This window comes from Pantoea sp. Fr-CA_6 (assembly GCF_024520895.1).
In the GTDB taxonomy this organism is placed as follows: Bacteria; Pseudomonadota; Gammaproteobacteria; order Enterobacterales; family Enterobacteriaceae; genus Pantoea; species Pantoea agglomerans.
Genome location: NZ_JALNPO010000006.1, coordinates 164,928 through 188,444, shown reverse-complemented (window position 1 = coordinate 188,444; position 23,517 = coordinate 164,928). Strand labels below are relative to the sequence as shown.

At 59.0% G+C, this 23,517-nt stretch carries 18 protein-coding genes; 7 read left to right on the top strand and 11 right to left on the bottom strand.

Annotated features, from left to right (window positions below):
- Positions 1–158 precede the first annotated feature (158 nt).
- Positions 159–665 carry a non-heme ferritin gene (gene ftnA, locus NR201_RS13150; protein ID WP_010248984.1) on the top strand — a complete coding sequence of 169 codons (507 nt, stop codon included), beginning with the start codon at positions 159–161 and terminating at the stop codon, positions 663–665.
- 60 nt (positions 666–725) lie between these two features.
- Here ftnA and NR201_RS13145 read toward each other — a convergent pair whose 3' ends face one another.
- Positions 726–3,089, bottom strand: coding sequence for a TIM-barrel domain-containing protein (locus NR201_RS13145; protein ID WP_192033509.1), 2,364 nt, complete (start codon positions 3,087–3,089; stop codon positions 726–728).
- 10 nt (positions 3,090–3,099) lie between these two features.
- Positions 3,100–4,410: an MFS transporter gene (locus tag NR201_RS13140; RefSeq protein WP_010248988.1), complete on the bottom strand. Its 1,311-nt coding sequence runs from the start codon at positions 4,408–4,410 to the stop codon at positions 3,100–3,102.
- Between NR201_RS13140 and NR201_RS13135 the strand changes: the two genes are divergently transcribed.
- The gene (locus NR201_RS13135) at positions 4,382–4,636 is read left to right on the top strand and encodes a hypothetical protein (RefSeq protein ID WP_132499402.1); all 255 of its coding nucleotides are present in this window, start codon (positions 4,382–4,384) and stop codon (positions 4,634–4,636) included. The two genes, NR201_RS13140 and NR201_RS13135, sit on opposite strands and share 29 nt — an antisense overlap.
- Positions 4,633–5,697: a LacI family DNA-binding transcriptional regulator gene (locus NR201_RS13130; RefSeq protein ID WP_010248992.1), complete on the top strand. Its 1,065-nt coding sequence runs from the start codon at positions 4,633–4,635 to the stop codon at positions 5,695–5,697. Before NR201_RS13135 ends, NR201_RS13130 begins: the two co-directional genes overlap by 4 nt.
- 41 nt (positions 5,698–5,738) lie before the next feature.
- On the opposite strand, the gene NR201_RS13125 is transcribed toward NR201_RS13130, so the two are convergent.
- From NR201_RS13125 to NR201_RS13100, 6 genes are all read right to left on the bottom strand, one after another.
- Positions 5,739–8,588 carry a bifunctional diguanylate cyclase/phosphodiesterase gene (locus tag NR201_RS13125; protein WP_033772588.1) on the bottom strand — a complete coding sequence of 950 codons (2,850 nt, stop codon included), beginning with the start codon at positions 8,586–8,588 and terminating at the stop codon, positions 5,739–5,741.
- Positions 8,589–8,766: 178 nt separating this feature from the next.
- Positions 8,767–9,855, bottom strand: coding sequence for an MBL fold metallo-hydrolase (locus NR201_RS13120; RefSeq protein ID WP_172608895.1), 1,089 nt, complete (start codon positions 9,853–9,855; stop codon positions 8,767–8,769).
- Positions 9,843–11,582, bottom strand: a complete 1,740-nt coding sequence (locus tag NR201_RS13115; protein WP_132499399.1) for an iron ABC transporter permease — start codon at positions 11,580–11,582, stop codon at positions 9,843–9,845. Before NR201_RS13115 ends, NR201_RS13120 begins: the two co-directional genes overlap by 13 nt.
- A gap of 2 nt (positions 11,583–11,584) precedes the next feature.
- A complete protein-coding gene (locus NR201_RS13110; RefSeq protein WP_061703100.1) occupies positions 11,585–12,586 on the bottom strand; it encodes an ABC transporter substrate-binding protein in 1,002 nt (333 codons plus the stop codon).
- A 15-nt stretch (positions 12,587–12,601) separates the two neighbouring features.
- The gene (locus NR201_RS13105; protein WP_256849840.1) at positions 12,602–13,669 is read right to left on the bottom strand and encodes an ABC transporter ATP-binding protein; all 1,068 of its coding nucleotides are present in this window, start codon (positions 13,667–13,669) and stop codon (positions 12,602–12,604) included.
- A 133-nt stretch (positions 13,670–13,802) separates the two neighbouring features.
- Positions 13,803–14,402 (bottom strand): cupin domain-containing protein, encoded by a 600-nt coding sequence (locus NR201_RS13100; protein WP_010671108.1) that lies wholly within the window; start codon positions 14,400–14,402, stop codon positions 13,803–13,805.
- A 330-nt stretch (positions 14,403–14,732) separates the two neighbouring features.
- Between NR201_RS13100 and NR201_RS13095 the strand changes: the two genes are divergently transcribed.
- Positions 14,733–15,215: a YlaC family protein gene (locus NR201_RS13095; RefSeq protein ID WP_010249002.1), complete on the top strand. Its 483-nt coding sequence runs from the start codon at positions 14,733–14,735 to the stop codon at positions 15,213–15,215.
- Here the strand turns inward: NR201_RS13095 and NR201_RS13090 are convergent.
- From NR201_RS13090 to NR201_RS13080, 3 genes are all read right to left on the bottom strand, one after another.
- Positions 15,212–16,615: a PLP-dependent aminotransferase family protein gene (locus NR201_RS13090; protein ID WP_010249003.1), complete on the bottom strand. Its 1,404-nt coding sequence runs from the start codon at positions 16,613–16,615 to the stop codon at positions 15,212–15,214. The two genes, NR201_RS13095 and NR201_RS13090, sit on opposite strands and share 4 nt — an antisense overlap.
- Before the next feature lie 125 nt (positions 16,616–16,740).
- The gene (locus NR201_RS13085; RefSeq protein WP_052271476.1) at positions 16,741–18,903 is read right to left on the bottom strand and encodes a bifunctional diguanylate cyclase/phosphodiesterase; all 2,163 of its coding nucleotides are present in this window, start codon (positions 18,901–18,903) and stop codon (positions 16,741–16,743) included.
- 153 nt (positions 18,904–19,056) lie between these two features.
- A complete protein-coding gene (locus NR201_RS13080) occupies positions 19,057–21,138 on the bottom strand; it encodes a bifunctional diguanylate cyclase/phosphodiesterase (protein WP_172608896.1) in 2,082 nt (693 codons plus the stop codon).
- Between the two features lie 543 nt (positions 21,139–21,681).
- On the opposite strand from NR201_RS13080, the gene NR201_RS13075 reads away from it, so the two are divergent.
- From NR201_RS13075 to NR201_RS13065, 3 genes are read left to right on the top strand one after another with little or no spacing between them, the layout of a single operon-like run.
- Positions 21,682–22,251 carry a spore coat protein U domain-containing protein gene (locus NR201_RS13075; RefSeq protein WP_033758818.1) on the top strand — a complete coding sequence of 190 codons (570 nt, stop codon included), beginning with the start codon at positions 21,682–21,684 and terminating at the stop codon, positions 22,249–22,251.
- 22 nt (positions 22,252–22,273) lie between these two features.
- Positions 22,274–22,789: a spore coat U domain-containing protein gene (locus tag NR201_RS13070; protein WP_039388136.1), complete on the top strand. Its 516-nt coding sequence runs from the start codon at positions 22,274–22,276 to the stop codon at positions 22,787–22,789.
- 25 nt (positions 22,790–22,814) lie between these two features.
- Positions 22,815–23,513 carry a molecular chaperone gene (locus tag NR201_RS13065; RefSeq protein ID WP_010671112.1) on the top strand — a complete coding sequence of 233 codons (699 nt, stop codon included), beginning with the start codon at positions 22,815–22,817 and terminating at the stop codon, positions 23,511–23,513.
- Positions 23,514–23,517: the final 4 nt, after the last annotated feature.

Sequence of the window (23,517 nt, the reverse complement as noted above, 5' to 3'; positions counted from 1 at the left end):
ATGAGAATCGCTCGTATTCAATTTGTGAAATAATTCTATTTAAATCAATCAGATAAATTAGCTGTTTTTGCGGAAAAGCCTTCGCTTTACTAACATATTTGATGCATAATTCACCGACTATACCTGTTTATTTAACATCTTCTTAAAAGGACTCGGCCATGCTGACTGCTGAAATGACTGGGCGTTTAAACGACCAGCTGAACCTGGAATTTTTCTCTGCCAATCTTTATCTGCAAATGAGTGCCTGGTGCAGCGACAAAGGCTTTGAGGGTGCCGCTTCCTTCCTGAAGATGCATTCACGCGAAGAGATGCAGCATATGCAGCGTCTGTTTGATTACCTGAGCGATACCGGCGGCATGCCGGTGCTGGGTACCATCGCAGCGCCGCCAGTTTCTTTCACCTCGCTGAATGAAATTCTGCAGCAGGCGCTGGAGCATGAGCAGCTGATCACCAGCAAAATCAATGAACTGGCCCATGCTGCCATGACCTCACAGGATTACTCTACTTTCAACTTCCTGCAGTGGTATGTTGCCGAGCAGCATGAAGAAGAGAAGCTGTTCAAAACCGTGCTGGATAAACTGGCGCTGGTCAGCAACAGCGGCAACGGTCTGTTCCTGGTCGATAAAGATCTGGGCCGCATGAGCACCGAGAACCACGCAGAATAATGTTTATCGGCCCCTTTTCGGGGCCGATCTTATTGCCGTCTTGCTGACACCACTGCACCGCTATTCCAGCCGGTAACTCGCGGCTTTCCCGCCATTCACCCACAGTTCACGGCTTTCACCCGCAGGCAGTAACAGCGCGATCTCCCGCCAGGCTGGCTGGTAATCTCCACGTTTTTCCACCGTCAGCTCGATACGCGTGGCGCTGCTGCAGAGCGTCCAGCGAAGCCATAGCGCATTACCCTGCTGCCAGCCGTGGCTCTCGCCATCGTCATCAAACATTTCGCCTTGTGTCTGCACGCCTTCGGGGGCAGGCCATAGCTGCCATTGCCGCACCGTATCACGCCGCGCATCGGTGGTGCTTTCGCACTCGCCCAGCGGGATCACCGCACCGGCCCTTACCAGCAGCGGCAACCGATCCAGCGGCGCATCCAGCGTGATGGTCTCACCGCCCGCAAACGCCTTGCCGCTGTGCCAGTCATACCAGCCGCCGCGGTTACGGGGCAGATAGACTTCACGACTGCGCGCGCCCTGCTCTACTACGCTGGCGACCAGCAGATCGCGCCCCAGCATAAAGTCATCACACTCCTGATAGGTCAGCGGATCCTGCTCGTGATCGAGGAAGGTCGGGCGCAGCATCGGCTCATCTTCCACACTGGCCTGCCACGCCAGGTTATAGAGGTAGGGCATCAGGCGATAGCGCAGCCGGATCGCCTCGCGGATCATCGGCGTGACCTCCGGGTACATCCAGGGCTCGTTCACCGTGTGATCGTCATTCCAGGAGTGGATAGTAAAGCGCGGGTGCATAACGCCATTCTGAACCCAGCGCACAAACAGCTCGGCATCCGGCTTATCGCCCGAGAAGCCGCCGACATCGTGCCCGACGTTAAACAGCCCTGAAAGGCTCATCCCCAGTCCCATGCGGATGTTGTAGCGCAGGGTTTGCCAGCTGGTGCGGTTATCGCCGCTCCAGGTCTGTACATAGCGCTGCATCCCGGCGCAGCCGGAACGGGAGATCAGATAAGGGCGTTTGTCCGGTGCAAACTGCTGCTGGGCTTCCATTGAGGCGCGCATCATCAGCAACGGCATTACCGGCCGGATATGCTTGATGGCGATCGGCTGACCAAAACCGTGACAGCGCGCTTCGCCATCCCACACCTCATATTCGTTGTTGTCATTCCAGGTGGAATCGATGCCCTTTTCCAGCAGCTGCCGGGTGACATTATCCTGCCACCAGCGCACCGCCTGCGGATGAGTGAAGTCGAGGTGCGAGCCTTCATCGTCCCAGAACACCGAACGCTCAGGACGATCCTGCTCAGAGTCACGAATAAACAGCCCCTGCGCAGCCACTTCCTGATAGCGCGGATGATCCTGCAGCAGGCAGGGTTTGATGTTGGCCGCCAGCTTCATTCCGGCAGTATGAAACGCGTCGCTCAGCGCATTGGGATTCGGGACTTTGTCATAGTTCCAGTTGAAGACGTAGCGCTTGTTGTTAATCGAGGTGTAACCCGATGAGAGCTGGAACGAGTCGCAGGGAATTTCATGCTCGCGACACAGACGGATAAAGGATTGCAGCTGCTGTTGTGCGTCGGGCGCGTCGGTGTAGTGCATGGTGGACCCGCTGTAGCCCAGGCTCCACTTCGGCTGAAACAGGGTGCGACCGGTCAGACGCACAAAGGCTTTGGTGACGTCGAGCAGCGTCGGGCCCAGCATCATGTAGTAATCGAGATCGCCCGCCTCGGCGCGGTAGCGACGATAAGGGAGATGGTAGTTATCCAGCTCATTCCCCAGATCGAGCCAGCTGCTGCTCAGGTTGTCATAGAACAGGCCAAAACTGACGCCATCGCGCTGCGTCAGGGTAAACGGAATATGTTTATAGAGCGGATCGGTGCTGGCGGCGTTGTAGCCCATGGCGTCCAGATTACGCATCTCAAAACGCCGGTTAACGCGGTTCAGGTCGCCGCTCTTCTCGCCCAGGCCATAAACCCGATCCTGCGGCTGGCGACGCTGATAGTGCTCGACTCCATCACCGTGCGCATTGAGCAGATAGGCACCGGTGTGACGGTCGGCGGCCAGCGGCTGCCAGCTCTCACCATCAAACTGCTCCCAGCTCAGGCAGAGCGGCTGATGCACCGTGACACGCAGCCGTTGCGTGCTGATGCGCAACTGCTGCGCATCGTGTTCAACCTTAAATGCCGGCAGCGTAAAGCCATCCAGCGCCTCACGATCCCGCCCCTGCCAGGGCACGTCGCTGACAGGCGCAATGCTCCAGGTGCGGTTCAGCGCCAGCTCACCGTCGCGCTTCAGCAGCACGCGCATCAGCTTATCCTCCAGCACGTAAAGCCGCAGGAAGTGACGATCTTCGACCTTGAGTTCAACAAAGTGATCGGCCTGCTGATGCAGCGTCCAGTTCTTCAGGGTTTTCATCACGATATCCTTATGGGTTAGCAGGGCGCTGGCGGCGTTCGGCGACCAGCATCACCAGGAAAACGGCACCAATCAGGTCAAAGAAGCCCATCGCCACAAACAGCGGATTGAAGCCGATGGTATCGGCGGTGACACCGATAATCAGCGAGAAGATAAAGCTGGCGATCCAGGCGCAGGAGCCGCGCATGCCGTTGACCGTGGCCATCTGGCGGCGATCAAAACGCTCCACCACTAGCGCGCTCAGCATGCAGGAGATCACCTGATGGCCGAAGCCACCGACGGAGATCAGGGCGATCGCCAGCCAGGGATCTTTTACCAGCGTCATCAGCGCCAGGGAGACCATCAGCAGTGCGCCGGTCACCGAACTGGCGACAATCGAATTGACGCGGGTGAGACCAAACCAGCGCACATAGATTTTGGTCAGATAGCCGCTGGCGACGCTGCCGAGGTCGGCGGCCAGAAACGGCAACCAGGCGAACATCACGATCTGTTTGAGATCCATGCCGCGCTCATTGGCCAGATAGAGCGGTACCCAGAAGCTCAGTACCGCCCAGGCTGGTTCGGCCAGAAAAGCCGGGATGGCGATGCCGTAGAATTTCTTCTCTTTACCAATCACTTTCAGCGCGGTGAAGAACGGCAGTTTTTCCCCGATCGCTTCGTTGTCCTGATTAATAAAGGCCCGCTCCTCATCAGAGAGACGAGGATGGCTCTCGGGCGAGTGATATCCCCACCACCAGAGTGCAACCCACAGCAGGCCCAGCCCGCCGGTCAGCAGAAAGGCGCCCTGCCAGCCAAACGTTATGTGCGCGACATAAATAATCGGTGGCGCCAGCATGGCACCAATCGAAAAGCCGACGCCCGCCCAGCCCGCCGCGACCGGGCGCTCCTTTTTCGGAAACCAGTCACCGATCGCTTTGGCGTTAGCGGGCGTTGCCGCCGCCTCAGAGGCGCCCATGACAAAGCGCAGCAATGCCAGATGCAGCCAGCTTCCCGCACCGGCGTGCAGCAGACAGGTCACCGACCAGATCAGCGCGCAGATCAGGAAGCCCATCTTCAGTCCGATCACATCGATCAGCCAGCCGCAGATTGGCTGAAACAGGGTATAGGCCAGCTGAAACGCCGCCACCACCCAGGAGTACTGTTCGGTCGTCATGTGCAGACTGTTTTTAAGTTCCGGTGCCAGAATGCCGAGCGAGTTGCGGGTGATGTAGTTGACGGTTACACCCAGCAGGAACATTCCCAGCATCCACCAGCGTAAATTTTTAATCACGCGCACCGTGCGGGATGCACTGATGGGTTTGGTTGTTGATTCGAGGCTCATTGTGCCACTCCTGATTGCCATTGATGACGCACACCGCCTGCTGGCGTACCGCGTGTCCTGTAACGAACTTAGAAAAGTGCGAAACGTGGGTACAGACACTTTTTTGCAACACTTTTCATGGCAGGCTGAATCCCGGCAGAAAATGGCACTGAAACGCTTATCTGACGCGATTCAGCAGGTTATGAAAAATTTTTCATCAGCAGATTTGAAGGCGATCACAGAATGAAACAAAGGCTGAAAGTAAGCGAGATTGCGGCACTCAGCGGCGTCTCCATCAGTACGGTGTCGCGGGTGCTGGCGGGTAAAGCCAATACCCGGCCCGCCACCCGTGACAAAGTGCTGGCCGTGGCGCAGCAACAGGGCGTGCTAAACAACCTGCACAGTGGTCGCCTGCTGCTGAATAACCTGATGGTTTTTGCCCCGCCGCGCGCCTTTGATGTACGCAGTGACATCTTCTACTACAAAGTGATTCAGGGGATCAGCCAGGCGGTGGAGCCGCATGAGGTGCGGCTGCGCTACTGCCCGCTGGAGGAGGTGGAAAGTGATGCGGCGCTGTTTATTGATAAGATGCAGCAGACCGAAGCGGCACTGCTGATCGGCATTGATGATGAGCATATTCATCAGCTGGCGGCGGAGATGAACAAACCCTGCGTGCTGATTAACGCCCGCGATCGCCGAATGCGCCTGCCTTCGGTCTCGCCCCATCATCAGCTGATTGGTGAATTCTCAGCGCGCTACCTGTTTGAGCAGGGACACCGGCAGATCCTGTCGCTGCATTGCTTACGCCGCTACACCATGGAGCAGCGATTGCAGGGGGTGCGCGACGCCTGGCATGCCATGAACCTGCGGTTTGACAGCCGCCAGCATCTGCTGACCCTGAACAGCTTCAGCAGCAATGAAGCGGCGGAGCGGCTGAGTGAATATCTGCGCCACTGCCCTGATGCGCTGCGCCCGACCGCGATTCTCGCCAGCGGTGATTATATTGCGGCGGGCGCCGTCACTGCGCTGGAGCAGGCCGGTCTGCGGGTGCCGCAGGATATTTCGGTGATGAGTATGGATGGCTTTAACCTGGCCGCTATCCACGATATTCCGCTGACCTCGGTGCAGGTGCCGCGTGATGAGCTGGGCGCAGCGGCAGTGAGAATGTTGCAGGAGATGCGACTGAATCCCGGCACGCCCACCGGCAGCCTGCTGCTGAATGGCAGGCTGGTGGTGCGCGAGTCGGTGCGGCGCATTCGCGATAATCTCAGCCATGCGCCGGTCCAGCAGCATGGCCTCTATGATTAACACGGTATGGATTAACACGGTATGGATTAACCCGGCGCGGGTTAACCCAGCGTTTTCAGCCGCAGTTCCGACGGCTGAGGCCGTCCGAACAGGAAGCCCTGGAACAGGGTACAGCCCTCATCGCGCAGCTTAGCGAACTGCTCATCGCTCTCCACCCCTTCGGCAGTAATCTGGATATCCAGACTGCGACTCATGCCGGTGATGGCGCGGATAATCGCCAGCGCCTCGCGGCTGTCACCCATATCATTGATAAAGGATTTGTCGATTTTGATTTTGTCGAACGGGAAAGATCGCAGATAGCTCAGCGACGAATAGCCGGTGCCGAAATCATCCAGCGCAATCTGCACGCCCAGCGCCTTGAGATTTTGCAGGGTACGGATATTACCCAGCGAATCATCCAGCAGCACCGATTCGGTGATCTCAACCTCCAGCCGCGCCGGATCGAGACCCGACTCTTTCAGCGCACCTTCCACCACCGGCACCAGCGAGCTGTTTTTAAACTGCAGCGGTGAGAGGTTGACCGAGACCGACTGCTCCCCTTCCCAGCTCGCCGCTTCGCGACAGGCTTCGTAGAGTGCAAACGCCCCCAGCATATGAATCAGGCCGGTCTCTTCAGCGATCGGGATGAAGTCGTTGGGCATGATCAGCCCACGAACCGGATGATGCCAGCGCATCAGCGCCTCATAGCCAATGATGGTACGGTTATCACCGTTGGTGATGGGCTGATAGTAGAGCCGCAGATGCCCGCCGCTAATCGCATCGCGCAGATCGTTTTCAATCAGGCGTCGACTGCGCGCCACATCGTCCATCTCCAGCGTGAAATGCTCATAACGGTTGCGACCGTTGCGTTTGGCTTCATACAGCGCCATGTCCGCACAGCGCAGCAGCTGCTCCGGCGTATTAGTGATGGTGGTGCTGAGCGCAATACCCACGCTGAGCCCGACCGACAGATTATGGCCTTCAACGTTGACCGGCGGGCGAATCGCCTCAATCAGGCGCTGCGCCACAATGCTCGCCTCTTCATTACTGGCCACCGAAGGCAGCACGATGGCGAACTCATCGCCTCCGATACGCGCCAGAGTATCCTGGTCACGCAGCGCGTTACGCAGACGCTTAGCCACACTGCGCAGCAACTCGTCGCCAATCTGGTGGCCCAGCGCATCGTTCACATTTTTAAAGTTATCGAGATCAAGGCAGAGCGCGGCAGTCTGACGCTGTATCTGACCGGCAGTGCGCAAGGCTTCACTCAGACGCTGGCGGAACAGAATGCGGTTCGGCAGGCTGGTGAGATTGTCGTGGTGCGCCATATGGTGAATACGGGCATCAGCAGCGCGCTGGTCAGTGACATCTTCCACCAGCAGCATCAGGTAGTTACGTCGCGCATCCTGACCGTTAATCGCGGTGGCGCGGGTATGCAGAATGCGTTCGCCGCTGGCGGTCATCAGCAACTGCTCACGTTCATGCATGCCCTCACTGCGCAGCGCAACATCCGCCAGATTATTAAAGTAATCGCTGAGTTCGGGCGACATGCATTCGTGCGGGCGCTTGTTGACGATCAGCGATTTCGACAGGCCAAACAGCTGCTGAGTGCGGTCGTTAACCAGCAGGATCTCGCGGGTGATCGCATCTTCCACAATCACGCAGGAGGGAATGTTGGCGATGATATTATCCAGGAATTTAGAGAGCGCGGTTTTCTGGGTGCTCTGGGCTTCAGCCAGATCCCGGGCGCGCAGCACCTGCTGCTCCTGCTCACGGCGTTCCGTGCGGTCGCGGGTGATCTTAGCGAAGCCGACCAGCTTACCGTCATCATCGTGGATTGCGTCGATGACCACATGCGCCCAGAAGGCGCTGCCATCTTTGCGGTAGCGCCAGCCCTCATCTTCAAAACGGCCGGTCTTAAGCGCGATACCGAGATTCGCTTCCGGGATGCGGTTCAGCCGCTCCTGGGAACTGTAAAACAGCGAGAAGTGCTGACCCACCACTTCATCCGCTTTGTACCCTTTGGCACGCTGCGCACCGGCATTCCAGTTCACCACCACGCCGTCGACATCGAGCATATAGATGGCGTAATCGGTGACCCCTTCTACCAGCAGACGGAAACGCTGCTCCTGCTCCCGTTGCTGGCTGCGGACGCGCTGCTGTTCGGTGCAGTCGCGGGTGATTTTAGCGTAGCCCAGCAGCTTACCCTGATCGTCGCGGATCGTGTCGATCACCACATGCGCCCAGAAGGCGCTGCCATCTTTGCGGTAGCGCCAGCCCTCATCTTCAAAGCGGCCGGTGCGATAAGCGGTTTGCAGGTTCTGCTCCGGGACACGGTTCAGGCGATCCTGGGCGCTGTAGAAGCGGGAAAAATGCTGGCCGACAATCTCTTCCGCCACATAGCCTTTGGCGCGCTGTGCCCCGGCATTCCAGTTCACCACGTTGCCGTCATGATCGAGCATATAGATAGCGTAATCGGTAACGCCCTCCACCAGCAGGCGGAAGCGCATCTCCTGCTCCCGCTCTTTGCGCTGCTGCTCCTGCTGCTGAGTACAGTCGCGGGTTATACAGGCGTATCCCACCAGCAGACCGGCGTCATTGCGTATCGGGTCGATCGTCTCGTGTGCCCAGAAAGCACTGCCATCTTTGCGATAGCGCCAGCCTTCGCTTTCATGGTGTCCGGCAGTCGCAGCCATATCCAGCCCACGCTGCGGCAGGCCCCGGCGGCGATCTTCTTCGCTATACAACAGGGCAAAGCTACAGCCAATCATCTCGTCTGGCGTATAGCCTATCGTGCGCTGAGCACCCTGATTCCAGCTGCCGATGATACCGTCAGGTTTTAGCATAGTGATGGCGTAATCATTCACGCTTTGTACCAGCATGCGATAGATGACCTCAGAGTTATTATCCATTGTGATTAGCCTGCTGCTCTGTAGCCGGATGACGGCTTAGGAATATTCTTAATAGCGTGCGCAGACTACAGCCGAAAAGAGCTGAGATGACAAGCGCATTAAGAAGATTAATCAGTGTTTATAAGGGGTTTATCGGCAGCGGCGAGTAAATGTTCAATGACTCCGTGGCGGCGGCGCGTCAGGCGACCCGCTGCCAGCGCGAGGAGAGCGAATAACGGTGCTGCCAGCAGAGCATTGCCGGACTTTGGCTCATCAGCTGCTGGCACTCTTGCGGCGCGACAAACGCCGGGATCACTTTCTGGGCCGCCGTCTGTCTGATCAGCGCCAGCTGATCGTCGAGCGGCGGATGCACATTCCACGGCAGCCAGCGTGCCATGCCGGATTGCAGCATCTCAAAGGCACGGGTGCCGCTGGAAACGTGACTGCTGAAGATCAGACGAAAGTCGGGCTGATGGCTGAGCTGCGCCGCCAGCCCGCTGTCAGCCACCGCATCCGCCGCGACAATAACCGTATCCGGTCGCCAGCGGTCGGGTGTTGCGACGCGCAATAACCGGGCCAGCGCCAGCATCGCCGCGGCGGGCAGGCTGTTGAGCGCCAGCAACTGCGCCACCTCTTCGCGCACCTGGGGACACATCACCACCGGCAGCCCGCGAGCGCTGAGCTGCAGCGCCATCTCAGGGCCGCGCCCGTGCAGCGGCGCGGTGACCACGGCGCCCCCTTGTGCCGCCAGGGCCAGCGCGTCGATCTGCTGCGCCAGTCGCTGATTGCGGTCGCCATAGGAACCATCGGTAATCAACAGCCGTGCGCGTGGCGGGCAATCAAACGGCAACAGCAGCGATTCGCGACTCCAGTCGCCCATATAGGTGATGCCACCTGCAATCGGCAGATGAAACCAGATCGATCCTGGCGAATGCCCGCTGCGACCGGTAAAGAGATTCAGCGGCCCCAGCGCGCACTGGCCGCGCAATGGCAGGATGCGTCGCGCCTGAGCCGGCACGCCAGCCTCGCCCAACTGCTGCCAGGTGATCTCACTGGCATAGACCGGCGGTGAACCGATGTCGGCCCAGCTATCCAGCGCCGCCGCGTGATCCACATGGGAATGGGTCAGGCAGAGCGCATCGACCTGGCCGATGGCGTCCACTGCGGGCCGGACGCCCGGCTCCGGCCCGGCACCTAAATCCCATAACAGACGGTATCCCTCTATCTCCAGCAGGAAAGCGGCCGGCAGTTTTCCGCCGACGCCGCTGATCACCGTCAGGCTTGCCATGGCAGGACTCCCTGCGGCAGACGGCGCGTCAGTCGTGAGGCCAGTAGCATTAAGCCCAGCACGATCCCAATCATCAGGCATCCGACCGCCGCCGCCAGCGGCGCCGATCCGCCTTCGTCCAGGAAAATAATGGTCGGGCCAAGCGTCTGGGTTTGCGCGGTAACCAGCAGCACTGAAACCTGTATTTCATTCAGCGCGGTGAGGAACACCAGCAGCGCACCGGCCAGCACAGAAGGTGCCGCCAGCGGCAGCAGGATGTCAGTCATCCGCCGCATCAGACCCGCGCCGCATAAGCGCGCCGCCTCATCCAGTGACGGTTCGATTTGCGCGAACCCGGCCAGCGTCGGCCTTAACACCAGCGCCAGGAAATTGGCCAGATAGGCCGCGAGAATAATCCACACCGTTCCGTAAAGAGAAAATCCCAGCAGCGGCAGTGGCCGCAGGAAAAACAGCATCGCCGCCACGCCGGTGACAATGCCGGGCAGCGCATAGGTCAGCTCGCTGGCGAATCCCAGCCCCCGCACCAGCCGGGTACGATGCCAGCTGAGAAAGAAAGCGAGGAACAGTGCCATGACGCTGAGCAGCATCGCCGTCAGGCCGGTGAGCCACAGGCTGGTAAAGAACGCCTGCCGTATCGCCGGATAGCCCCACAGCGCCTGCTGAAAATTCTCCAGCGTCAGGGTTTGCCAGTTCAGAGCCTGACCGAAACCGCGGGTTAAGGCGGTGGTCAGCAAGGCGCTGAGCGGCAGCAGCAAGGTGATCACCATCCACAGCCAGGCGATGATTTCGCCCGGCAGTCGCGCGCGCCCCAGCGGCCGGTGCCAGGGTCGTGGCGATCCGCTGACCCGGACATCGCGCCGTCCACCCAGCCAGCCGCTAATCAGCATTCCGGCGAGGGTGATCAGCGCAATCAGCATCGAGTAGACGGCGGTATTGGGCAGCGCACCGGGGCCGAGGGTATTGAGCTGCTGATAAACCAGCGTAATCAGCGTCGGCACCCGCGCCGGAATACCCAGCATCGCCTGGATACCGAAATTCCCGACCGCAGCGACAAACGCCAGCGCCGCCCCGGCGAAGATCGCGGGGCGCGCCAGCGGCAGGATCACCGTGAACAGAATCTGCCGGGGTGATGCGCCGCTGATACGGGCCGCCTCCACCAGTTCGGCGGGGAGTCGACGCAGGCCAGCCCGCACCGTGAGGAACACCAGCGGCGCATTGTGCAGACCCAGCAGCAGTACCATGCCGGTCGCGGTATAGAGCGGTTGCTGACCGGGTGCCAGCCACGTCCCGCCCAGCGCATTCACCGCTGTGGCCAGCAGACTGCCCGGTGCCAGCGCCTGTATCCAGGCCAGCGCAGTCACCTGAGGCGGGATCATCAGCGGCAGGATAAAGGCGAATACCCAGGCCGCTTTGGCACGCAAATCGGTGAGCGCCACCAGCCAGGCGGCCACCGTTCCCAGCAGCAGCGACAGCAACGTCGCGCTGATGCCGATCGCCAGGGTATTCAGTGTGGCACTGAGCACCCGCCGGCTGGTCAGCAATCTCAGCAGGCGATCGCTATCCAGTATGCCATCCGGTGCCAGCGCGGTTCCCATCAGCCGGGCAAAGGGTGCCACCGACAGCAGGCCGATCACCAGCACCAGTATGCCCAGCACCAGCGGTTCCGCCCGCCATCTGCGATGCCTGGCGGCCTGGCCTCTTCGCCATTCGTTGCCCAGCACGCTCACGATCAGCCGCCAAACAGTTCAGTAAAGGTTTCGCGGACCTGAGCATCCTCGGCCACCGCTTTTGCCACATCCGGCGTCAGCAGCGTGATTTGCTCAATCGGCGCAAAGCCACTGGGTGCCGCCACGCGGGCATCGACCGGCCGGTTTCCCTGCTTCGCCACCAGCTGCTGTCCTGCTTCCGACAGCATGAAATCAACAAAGGCTTTGGCGGCCGGCAGATTATGCGCCGACTTCATGATCGCCACCGGCTCGGTCACATAGGAGACGCCCTCCTGCGGATAGACCAGATCGATGGGCGATCCCTGCTTTTTGGCGCGGATAATATCGGCATCCGTGATCACGCCATACTTATCCATGCCGCTGGCAACCGCTTTCAGCGCCGGTCCATTGCCGCCCTGTGGCGCAATGCCGATAGCGGCCAGTTGCTGATAGAACGCCCAGCCAATCGACGGGGTATGGATATCGGTATGCAGCTTATAGAGCGCCGCACCGGAATAGAGGGGACTGGGGACCGCAATCTGGCCTCTGTTTTCTTCTACTGCCAGCGCTTTCCAGCTGCTGACCGGCTTCGCACGCTGGGTGTTATAGGCGATCACCGTGGCGATAATTTTGGTGCCGAAAAAGGTTTTATCCGCATCGTAATAGGCAGGCTTCAGGTGGCTGACCGGGGCGGCCGGATATGAATAGAGCTGCCCCTCTTTCTTGAGTGCGCCCAGATTGATCGCGTCGGCCACCAGCAGCACATCGGGTTTGACCTGGCCGCTCATCATCTCCGTGCGCAGCACGTTCATCAGTTGAGTGGTGCCGTTGCGGGTCCACTCCACCTCCACCGCCGGATACGCGGCCTTAAACGCATCGATGGTCTGTTGCGCAATTTCAGGTGCCTGCGACGTGTAAACCACCAGCTTGCCGCCGGGCGCGTCGGCCGCCTGCAACAGGGTTGAGGCCGCCAGGCCCGACAGCAACAACAGCGCGTGAAGCGGAGTACGAAAAGCCGTTTTCATGGTTTCTGAAACCCTTTATGCAGGAAGAATCCAGCCGTCATCGACGGCGACGCCGACGGTGTCATCCACCGCCAGTAATGCAGCATCATTAAGCGTCAGCGACAGGCTGACATCCGGTTGATTAAGCGGTCGAAGGTTGATCTGATTGTAGCCACCGCGAAAGATAATGCGCTCAACGCGGGCGGCAAACTGCCGCTCTCCCTCAGTGGCGAGGTGAAAACTGACGCTGTGGAAGCTGGCTTTGCCGTGTGGCAGCGGGCGCTGGTGAGGCGAGCAGCGCAGCAAAACCCGCAGCCCGCAGAGCGTGGCGGTTGCCTGACCCGGATCGAGCGGCTCAATGTCGCTGACCGGCAGCACCCGCCCCTCATCAATAAAGGTCGCCACCATCTCATTAGCCGGTTCGCGCCACAGGGTCTGCGGGCTGGCGAACTGCATCACTCTGCCGTGTTCGAGCACCACGATGCGGTCGGCCAGTGCCATCGCTTCGCGTTGATCGTGGGTGATATAGAGTAAGGTGGCGCCACTGTGGCGATGGAAGCGGCGGAACTCCTCTTCCATGGTGGCGCGCAGATGGACATCGAGGTTAGCCAGCGGCTCATCCAGCAGCACCAGCGTCGGCCGTGCCACCAGGCAGCGTGCCAGTGCCACGCGCTGGCGCTGACCGCCGGAGAGATCGGCGGGTCGGCGGTCGGCGAAGCGATCCAGCCCGACCAGCGTCAGGGCCTGGGTGGTGCGCAGTTCGCGTTCTGCGCGCGCCACACCGTTCACCTTCAGGCTGTAGCCGACGTTCTCCGCGACCGTCATATGCGGCCACAAAGCGTAGTTCTGGAACACCACGCCGAGCTCGCGGGCTTCCGGCGGCAGGTGCAGCCCGTCTGCGGCAACCTGACGTTCACCGATGCGGATTTCACCGCTGTCGAGCGTTTCAAAGCCGGCCAGCAGGCGCAGCAGGGTGGTTTTGCCGCAGCCAGAAGGCCCAAGAACGGCGACAAACTCGCCCTGGTTAATCTGTAACGAAACCGCGTCCAGTACCGGCTGCGCGCCGAACGCTTTGCTCAGTCCGGTTAAGGATATTGCCGCCATCTTACTCTGCCTTTGCCGTTGACATGCTGGGCAAAACGCTACGACAGTTTGATGACAGCCCGGTGACAGCCAGGCTTACGGGACGCGAAAGCCGGGCTGGCGGAGCGGCATCGGGGCGTGCTCGCCCCATGGCTTACTGCTGGGCGGTGAGCGCGGCAATCGGCTGCCAGATCTCGGTTAATGCGCCCTCTTTGCCGGTAAAGGGATCCTGCGTCGGTAACGGCACTTTTTTCACCTGCTCCTGGGCCATTTTCAGCTTCGCGGGCTCATCGCGCAGTGTCTCCGGTGACATCCCATGCGGATAGGCGCCAATCACCATAAAATCTTCGCTGGCGCTGACCTGCCGATGGCCGACACCCGCCGGAATCAGGACCGCATCGCCTGCGCGCAGGGTCACCATCCGGCCACTGTCGCCGCCAAACAGCACTTCCGCCCAGCCTTCAGCGACGCCCAGCAGTTCATGGGTATTAGGATGATAATGGGTATACGGGAAGATCGGATAGCGCCAGGCGGGTGGCCAGCCGTTCTCCTCGAAAGTTTTTTCAAACCACGTGGCGATCTCCTCCTCTTCCGGCACCACGCGCGGCCAGATAATCAGAGGTAACGGGTTATTGGGTACACCGCCCGACGGGCTGGCAAGCATCAGATGCTGAGGATTGTCAGAGGCCCCGGCCGAGAAGGTGCCAGCGGCAAAGGACATCATTAATAGCAGACTGGAGGATGAGGCACGCATACAGGTTCTCCGATGTTTTTCTAAGTGTGGCAAACACGCAGCACAATGCAATGTGCGCCAGACGACACAATTGAGATAATTGACTGATATTGCTGACTAAAGCCAAATGTGTCGTTAACTATAGGGTCGGAGTGTGCCTGCGCGACAGAGGGTAGCGGTTCTTACTGCGGCAAAGTGTTGCAAAATGTCAGGCGGGAAGTCTAAAGGCGCAGCAGCCCGACGCCCCGGGCACTGTTGTATAAACTGTTATATAAAAAAAGCACAGATCTGTTTCTGATATGCTTGACTGTTATCTGTTGTAATAGCTAACAGATGACAGTGAGGTAACAAATGGACGCTATTAAACAAATCCTGATTGACGAGATCGCCCTGCTTAACCGCGAAGAACGTCGCGACAATTTGCCGCGTTTCAGCCTCTCGTTTCTGAAGAACCACCCTGGTCTCTGGGCAGTAATGTACCTCTGCTACGGCCTGTGCGTGGCGCTGATTTTCACCACCGAGATGCTCGGCTGGCCCGCCTTCTGGTTTGCCACCGTGTTTGTGCTGGTGATGAGTGTGCTGATGCTGCTGGATATCAACCCGAAATATCGCTTTGAAGATATCGATGCCCTCGATCTGCGTGTTTGCTACAACGGCGAGTGGTATTACATTCAGCCGGTGCGCGAACAGGCAATCTCACGCATTCTGTCGCTGCCTGAGACACCAGAACGCGTGAAGAGCGGTATCCAGCGTCTGCTGACGCAAAAAGGGGAAGTGGACTTCTATGATGTCTACTACCTGACCTGGGGCCATCAGGAAGCGGCGCGGGTTTAATCCGCCTGCCCTTCCGCCATCAGCTGACCCAGCTTCACGATTGCCGCCTCGGCCCGACTATCCCACGGCCAGGCGGTATTTAACCTGAAGCAGTGCCTGAACTGCTCACCTGCCGAAAATAGCTGCCCCGGTGCAATACTGATCCCCTGAGCCAGCGCCCGCTGATAGAGCCGGGTCGTATTGATGCTTTCTGGCAGCGTCACCCAGAGAAAATAGCCGCCGCGCGCTTCGCTGACCGTGGCCTGCGGCGGCAGCACCTTCATTAACGCCTGGCGCACCATCTGCTGTCGCTTCGCCAGAATCTGTCGCAGCCGCTTCAGATGGGTGTCGTAACGCCGCGTGGCAAGAAAATCGGCCAGCGCCAGCTGCATCGGCGCACTGGTAGAGAGCGTGCTCATCAGTTGCAGCCGCTGAATACGCTGCGCATGCTGCCCCGCCGCGACCCAGCCGACCCGAAATCCTGCCACCAGCGACTTTGAAAATGAGCCACAGTGCAGCACGTTCCCCTGGCGATCCCAGGCTTTCGCCGGCAGCGGCGGCGCATCACCCGCCCAGAGTTCGGCATAGACATCATCTTCAATCATCGGCACCTGATAACGCGCCAGCAGTGCGACCAGCTGCTGTTTGCGTTCTGGCGTTAAAGTTACGCTCAGCGGATTCTGCAGGGTGGTCATCAGCCAGCAGGCTTTCACCGGCCAGCGCTGCAGTGCCTCCTCCAGCTGGACGAGGTCGATGCCATTTCTGGCGTCGACCGGAATCGCCAGCGCCTTGAGCTTAAGCCGCTCTATCGCCTGCAGCGCGCCATAAAAACTCGGCTGTTCAATCACCACATAATCGCCCGGCTCGGTCAGGGATTGCAGACTAAGGTTCAGCGCCTCCAGCGCCCCGCTGGTGATGACAATTTCATCCGGCGACAGGGTGATGCCCTGACGCGCATAGCGCTGCGCCAGCAGCTGTCGCAGCGTGGCGTTGCCGGGCGGCAGATTGTGCAGCGCATCGGTTGGGGTCAGATGATGAGAGACGTTAGCCAGCGAGCGCATCAGCTGGCGCTGCGGAAAGAGTGCGGGATCGGGAAAGGCGGAGCCAAACGGCACGATGGCCGGATCGCGCGTGGCCTGCAGCACATCAAACACAAAGTCGTTGATATCGACCTGTTCACTGATCGCCACGCTCAGCGGCGCGGGTGCTAAGGCACGCGGTGCAACGTAGTAACCCGACTGTGGACGGGAGACGATCCAGCCCTGACTCTCCAGCAACTCATAGGCATGCAGCACCGTCATCAGGCTGACGCCCTGCTGCGCGACCTGCTGACGCAATGACGGCAGACGGGTGCCCGGCAGCCAGATGCCGGCCTCAATCTGCTGCTGAATCTCATCCATCAATCGCTGGTATTTCGCCACGGGTGACCTCTCCTTGTTTGACCGTGAATAGTCTGACCGCGAGACTTTACCACGCACGGCGGCCAATGACAGGCGGCGCGAATCGCTTTATCCGATTGCGCTGATTCTTCACGGCTTCAGGCAGGTCAGATCACAGCGACCTGCGGCGTCAGCGGCTGCCCGGCTTCGGCTTCGGCTTCGGCTTCGGCATTAAGACTCACTTCCGCAATTGCCTCTTCAATTTCTGCCACCACATAATCAGCCAGCTCCGGCACCCGCTCCGGGGGAACCGGCTTGCCCAGCAGATAGCCCTGCAGCGTATTACAGCCCAGGCTGGTCAGGAAGGCCTGCTGCTCAGCGGTTTCAACGCCTTCGGCCACCACTTTCAATTGCAGCGACTGCGCCAGCGCCACTATCGCCGACACGATGGTGGCATCTTCTGTGTGATGCTGCAGCTCGTTCACAAAGGCCCGGTCAATCTTGAGTTCACTGGCCGGTAGCCGTTTCAGATAGAGCAGGCTGGAGTAGCCAGTGCCAAAGTCATCAATTGAAGCTTTCACCCCGAGCTGGGTCAGCTCAGTCAGAATACGCACGCTCTCATCGGGATCGCGCATCGCGGTGGTTTCCGTCACCTCCAGCGTCAGCAGTTCGGCCGGAATCTGATGTTTTTCCAGCGCATCCACTACCGTCTTCACCAGATTCGATTGCTCAAACTGCAACGCCGACAGGTTCACCGCCACCGACCAGTGCGGATGGCCCTGCAGATGCCACTGGCGCAGCTGGCGACAGGCTTCATGGATTACCCAGTTGCCGATATTGACAATCATTCCGGTCTTTTCTGCCATTGGCAGAAATTTATCGGGCGACAGCAGGCCGCGCTGCGGATGCTGCCAGCGCAGCAGCGCCTCAAAACCGAGAATCGGACCGCTCGGCGCGCAATATTTTGGCTGATAGAACAGGCGCAGTTCATCATGATCCAGCGCCTGCCAGAGATCGTTATTCAGCTGAAGCTGGCTCTGGGCCTGAATGTTCATAGAAGGCTGAAAGAAGGTGTAGCCGTTGCGGCCATTATTTTTAGTGTGGTACATCGCCGCATCGGCGTTGAACATCAGTTCGCGCTCATCCACGCCATCGCCGGGATAGACCGCGATGCCAAGACTCAGCGATACCACCAGCTCATAGCGTGAGATATCAAACGGACGATCCACCGCTTTGACCAGCTTATCGGCGATGGCCGCCGCATCATTGGGATCGTCGATCTCCACCAGCAGCACAAACTCATCACCGCCAAGCCGCGCCAGCGTGAAGTAGCCGGTCATCTGCTCGCTCATGCGCTCGGTCACGCCGACCAGCAGACTGTCGCCAATGTGGTGCCCGAACGCGTCGTTGACCGCCTTAAACCCATCGAGGTCCATAAACATCAGGGCAAACTGCCTCTGCTCACGGTTCGCTTTGTTGATCGCCTGCTCCAGCCGATCCTCCAGCAGGATGCGGTTAGGCAGCCGCGTCAGGTTGTCGTGCAACGCCAGCTGTGCCAGCTCGCGATTGGCTTCAGCCAGCGAACTGGCGAGAATCGAGGTACGCGCCTGCATCCGCGCATCCAGCATCGACACCAGCAAGGTAATGCCCAGAATCGAAATAGTGACCACCGTGACCAGAATCGCCAGCCAGTTGCTGTTGACGCCCTGCCCGACCGGATGACTGTGGACGGGAAACTCTGCCGCCATCATGCCGGTGTAGTGCATGCCGGCAATCGCACAGCCCATCACCACCGATGCGCCAATGCGCAGCAGGGTGACCCGACTGGTCTGTCCTTCCCGCAGGTTAAACGCCAGCCACAGCGCTGTGCCAGAGGCGGCCAGGGCGATCGCTACCGACAGCGCCACCCAACCCCATTTCCAGACGATACCGGGGGAGAACATCAGCGCCGCCATGCCGGTGTAGTGCATCGCGACTACGCCGCTGCCGAGGATCAGCGCGCCGCCCGCCAGGCGCGGCAAAGGCAGATCGCCATTGCAGACCAGCCACAGCGCAAATATCGACGCACAAACCGCGATGGCCGCAGAAAAGGCGGTGAGCCCGGCGTTGTAGCTCATGACCATCTCCATGTTCATCGACAGCATGCCGATAAAGTGCATCGCCCAGATGCCGATGCCCATGGAAAAACCGCCGCCGAACAGCCAGACCAGCGCAACTTTGCCGGTTGAATGCACCACCCGTCCCGCCATATCTAAGGCGGTGAACGAAGCCAGCATCGCGACAAGAACGGAGACGATGACAATAAAAGAGTCGTATGAGGTCGCTAACATAGTGCATTCCCGCGAAAGCAGAGCTTGTGGTTGGGCAGAGGGTTTTAAAATTATTCTCTTAGTTATCGGCACAGCCCGGCGGTTAATGAGCCGCGAACCCTGCATCCTTCCACTCATTCTGAGTGATGAAATCTATCGTTGCTATCAACACAGTCAGCCGGACAGTGACGCCACCGGCTGTCGCAGTGAGGGAAAACTCAGCGCCTCAACCCGGTCCGCTGGCGTCGGCTTGCCCAGCAGATAGCCCTGCAACGCATCAAAGCCTAAGCTGGTGAGCAAATGCTGCTGCTCTTCAGTCTCCACCCCTTCCGCCACCATGCGCAGATTGAGGCTCTGCGCCAGGGTCAGCATGGCGCTGACTACGGTCGCATCTTCACTGCCGGGCCGCAGGCAGTTGATAAAGCTGCGATCAATTTTGAGTTCACTGGCATCCAGATCTTTGAGATGCAGCAGGTTGGCATAGCCGATGCCGAAGTTATCAATCGCGACGCTGACACCCGCCTGCTGCAATTCACGAATGCGCTGCTGGCTGAAAGCGGGATCGCGCATGGCAATCGCTTCAGTGATCTCCAGCATCAGCGCGCTGCCTGGCAGCTGGTAACGCGCCAGGGTCTGCGTCAGGATAGTCAGCAAATCACGCTGGTGAAACTGCAACGCGGAGAGATTCACCGATACCGTCCAGTCACTGTGGCCCTGGCTGTGCCATATCCTGAGCTGACGGCAGGCCTCCCCGATCACCCAGTTACCCAGCGCAATAATCTGACCGGTTTTTTCGGCGCGCGGCAGAAACAGCTCAGGCGTCAGTAAACCGCGCTGCGGATGCTGCCAGCGCAACAACGCTTCGAATCCCATTAACCTGGTGCCGCCGGAACAGAATTTGGGCTGATAGAACAGCCGCATCTGCTCGCGCTCTATCGCCTCCCACAGATCGTTCGCCAGCTCCAGCTGATGCTGCGTCGCGGCGCTCATGGCTGGTTCAAACAGGCACCAGCCGTTTCGTCCGCTGTGTTTGGTGTGATACATCGCCGCATCAGCATTAAACAATAGCTCCTGCCGGTTGCGACCGTGCAGCGGAAAGATCGCAATGCCCGCGCTGAGTGAAACGTGCAGCACATAGCGGTCAAGTTCAAACGGCGAACTGATAACTTTAACCAGTTTTTGCGCCAGCTGGCGGGCTGCGCTGATATCGCACTCAGCCATCAGCACAAATTCATCGCCTCCCAGACGCACCAGCAGCATCGTGTTGCTGAGCTGGCTACACAGCCGTTCCGCCACTGCCACCAGCAACCGGTCACCGACGTGATGTCCCCATGTGTCATTGACCGCTTTAAAGCCATCGAGATCCATATAGATCACGGCAAAGCGATGCTCATTAAGCATCGCCTGTTTAATGGCGAGATCGAGCTGCTGCTCCAGCATTACACGATTGGGCAGCGTGGTCAGGTTGTCATGCATCGCCAGCTGACGCAATTCCTGGTTAGCGCGATTGAGGCGGGTCGCCAGACGCGCGGCGCGCAGCTGCGCATCCAGCATCGAACTCAGCAGAGTGACACCCAGAATAGTCAAAGTAATCAGCGTCACCCACACCGCCAGGCCCGCATTACTGACGCCGTGCGGCTGCATCATACTGCTGTGGCTGAACTCTGCTGCCGCCATACCCACATAGTGCATACCGGCGATGGCGATGCCCATGACCAGAGAGGCCAGCCCGCGCATCAGCATCAGATGATGATCGCCCTGGCGCAGATGAAAGGCCAGCCACAGCGCCAGGCCAGAGGCCGCAAACGCAATCAGCACAGAGAGCGCCACCAGCAGCGCATTCCACTCCGGTTGCGGTTCAATCAGCAGGGCATACATACCAAGATAGTGCATGACCACCACACCCGCGCCCAGGATCAGCGTGCCGCGCAGCAGCCGCTGGCGGGTGAGATGCAGGCCACCCACCGTCTGGCCAAAAGCCAGCACAGACGCCAGGATCGCCACCAGCAGCGAGAGGATCGTCAGTCGCGTGTCATAGCGCATCATCATCGGCATCATCATCGCCAGCATCCCGATAAAGTGCATTGCCCAGACGCCAATCCCCATTGCGATGCCGCCCACCAACAGCCAGAACCGGGCGCTCCAGCCACGGGATACCGCTACCCGTCCGGCAGTATCCAGGGCTGTAAAAGAGGCAATGAACACCACGATCAGCGAAACGCAGATCAGGACGCTATCCCAGGTGACAGGCAACATGTGCAACTCCTCACCACCCGCGGAGAAACGGGTGCTGTGTACAGTCTGATAAGTGATCTGAAAACACCCGATGGGTGAAAGTGATTAAATTTCGGTATTTTCTGGTCCTGAAGGTCAGGCAAAACGCGCCCGCCGACGCTGGCCATTTATAACCTGCATCTTATTAGCCGCCCGCAGAGCAAGCCGGTAAACCGTTATTATGTCTGATTGGTACAGGAACATATCACCGAAGCAGAAAGCATGCCAGATACCGAAAAAACAAAGAATTTTGTTTTATCGCCTCGTCTTCGCGCCTTGCTGTTACTGGGTTATCGGCCGGAGTGACGTTTTGATTAATCAAAAATAAATAGCAAGGCTTCGCGTAACGCTTTAACTGTTCTATAGTAAGTAAAACTGATATAAATCAGCACTCTTAAGTCTAAGATTTTTCTTAAGATAGCGGCACTGCCTCCCTTGTTATTTTATTTCCTTTATTTTGGGTTGAATCGTTAATAAACACCGGGTGAAAAAGCACTGACTCTGGATAATCCGTAAGGAAATATTATGAAACTCAAGCTTTTTCTGTTTGCCGCTGCAGGATTAACTGTCGCTATTCCGTCATTAACCCAGGCGGCGACGACCTCGGGAACCATCAATGCCACGTTAACCCTGACCACCGGTTGTCTGGTGAACGGCCAGTCGGCTACGGCGGGCGTTAACTTCGGTACCCTGAACTTTGGTAGCAGCGCAGCCACGTTCGATACCCTGAACGCCACACTGGTCGGTGCGGCTGGTAACGGTATTTTTGTGCGCTGCACCACCGGTCAGGATTACAACGTGGTGGTCACCAGCAGCAATGCTGCGCCAGCGACCATCTACGGCACCGCCTCTGCATCGCCGCGTTATCTGGTGCTGGGATCGGATAATGCGCAGGGCATCGCCTATACCCTCTACAGTGACGCCTCCTTTACCACGGCGATCGCCAACAATACGCCTATCGCCGCCAGCGGTACCACCGATCCGACGCTGGGGACCAACTACGCCATCTATGGCCGGGTGGTCGGCGGCGGCTTTAACCCCCTGATCCCTGCCGGAACCTATACCGACACGATTAACGTTGCCGTGAACTATTAACTGCTGTCGCAGGTAAATACGGGTGGTTCTCTGGCGATCCTGCCTGACGATCGCATGCGGTCTGCCCCTGCTGACAGGGAGTATCAGCGCCTGGAGTCTGCCAACCAGCACCTTCCAGGTTACCGCGTCGATTGTGGCAGGCTGCGTGATATCCGGTACCAATACCGGCGTCTTTGGCACGCTTAATTTCGGTACGCAGTCTGGCGTGGCGGCGAATACCGTCAACGCCAGCTTTCTGCAGAGCACCTCGATTAATCTCGCCTGTACACCGGGCACCACGCTGAGCATGAGCATTAATCAGGGCAACAATTTCACCACGACCCGTAACCTGAAGCTGCCCAATTTCAGCAACACCGTTCCCTACACGCTCTTTAGCAACGCCAGCCGCACCACGGTGATCCCGGTCAATCAGGCGGTGCCGCTGAGTTATAGCAATGCCAATAACATTACGCTGCCGATCTACGGTCAGCTACAACTGCCCGGCACTGCGCGCGCCGGCGTTTATACCGACACGCTGACCGTCACCCTGAGCTGGTGAGGTGATAGAAAACAAGGATATGATCATGAAGCCACTGCGCGCCCTGTTGCTGCTGCTAAGTTCCACCCTGCTCTCCCCGGCCTTCGCCGCGAATTCGGTCATGATCTGGCCCATCGATCCCGCCATTAATCCTGAAGAGAAAGCCAGCGAACTCTGGCTGGAGAATCGCGGTAACAGCACCACCATGATGCAGATCCGCGTCTTCAGCTGGCAGCAGAACAATGGCCAGGAGCAGTATCAGACTCAGCAGCAGGTAGTCGCCAGCCCGCCGATGGTGCGGATGGAGCCAGGCCAGAAACAGCTGGTCAGGCTGATTAAACAGACGCCGCCTGCGGCCGGTAAAGAGCTGGCCTATCGGGTGGTGCTGGATGAGATCCCGACCCCGCGTAATCCCGGCGAGAATCAGGCCGGGCTGACCTTCCAGATGCGCTATTCGGTGCCGCTGTTTGTTTATGGTACCGGGCTGAACACAGACAGCGCTCGCCCGGCTCTGCGCTGGCAACAGGTCAGCGAGGGCGGCAGGCGCTGGCTCCAGTTAACCAACAGCGGCAGCGGTCACGCCCGGTTGAGCAATGTGGCGATTGGCGGTCGCAAACTGGGCGAAGGCTTATACGGCTATGTGCTGGCTGACAGCTATCACCGCTGGCCGCTCACCTCGCCGGTGAGCGGCGAACTCACCGCAGAGGTTAACAAGAGCCAGTGGCGCAGCGCTGCCCAGAAGTAAGCGC

Bases quoted from the DNA above. Each gene is read 5' to 3' on its own strand.
- NR201_RS13110 (WP_061703100.1), bottom strand. From the start codon at position 12,586: ATGAAAACGGCTTTTCGTACTCCGCTTCACGCGCTGTTGTTGCTGTCG.
- NR201_RS13145 (WP_192033509.1), bottom strand. From the start codon at position 3,089: ATGAAAACCCTGAAGAACTGGACGCTGCATCAGCAGGCCGATCACTTT.
- NR201_RS13085 (WP_052271476.1), bottom strand. From the start codon at position 18,903: ATGTTAGCGACCTCATACGACTCTTTTATTGTCATCGTCTCCGTTCTT.
- ftnA (WP_010248984.1), top strand. From the start codon at position 159: ATGCTGACTGCTGAAATGACTGGGCGTTTAAACGACCAGCTGAACCTG.
- NR201_RS13080 (WP_172608896.1), bottom strand. From the start codon at position 21,138: ATGTTGCCTGTCACCTGGGATAGCGTCCTGATCTGCGTTTCGCTGATC.
- NR201_RS13135 (WP_132499402.1), top strand. From the start codon at position 4,382: ATGGGTTTGGTTGTTGATTCGAGGCTCATTGTGCCACTCCTGATTGCC.
- NR201_RS13065 (WP_010671112.1), top strand. From the start codon at position 22,815: ATGAAGCCACTGCGCGCCCTGTTGCTGCTGCTAAGTTCCACCCTGCTC.
- NR201_RS13095 (WP_010249002.1), top strand. From the start codon at position 14,733: ATGGACGCTATTAAACAAATCCTGATTGACGAGATCGCCCTGCTTAAC.
- NR201_RS13140 (WP_010248988.1), bottom strand. From the start codon at position 4,410: ATGAGCCTCGAATCAACAACCAAACCCATCAGTGCATCCCGCACGGTG.
- NR201_RS13105 (WP_256849840.1), bottom strand. From the start codon at position 13,669: ATGGCGGCAATATCCTTAACCGGACTGAGCAAAGCGTTCGGCGCGCAG.
- NR201_RS13120 (WP_172608895.1), bottom strand. From the start codon at position 9,855: ATGGCAAGCCTGACGGTGATCAGCGGCGTCGGCGGAAAACTGCCGGCC.
- NR201_RS13125 (WP_033772588.1), bottom strand. From the start codon at position 8,588: ATGGATAATAACTCTGAGGTCATCTATCGCATGCTGGTACAAAGCGTG.
- NR201_RS13130 (WP_010248992.1), top strand. From the start codon at position 4,633: ATGAAACAAAGGCTGAAAGTAAGCGAGATTGCGGCACTCAGCGGCGTC.
- NR201_RS13100 (WP_010671108.1), bottom strand. From the start codon at position 14,402: ATGCGTGCCTCATCCTCCAGTCTGCTATTAATGATGTCCTTTGCCGCT.
- NR201_RS13075 (WP_033758818.1), top strand. From the start codon at position 21,682: ATGAAACTCAAGCTTTTTCTGTTTGCCGCTGCAGGATTAACTGTCGCT.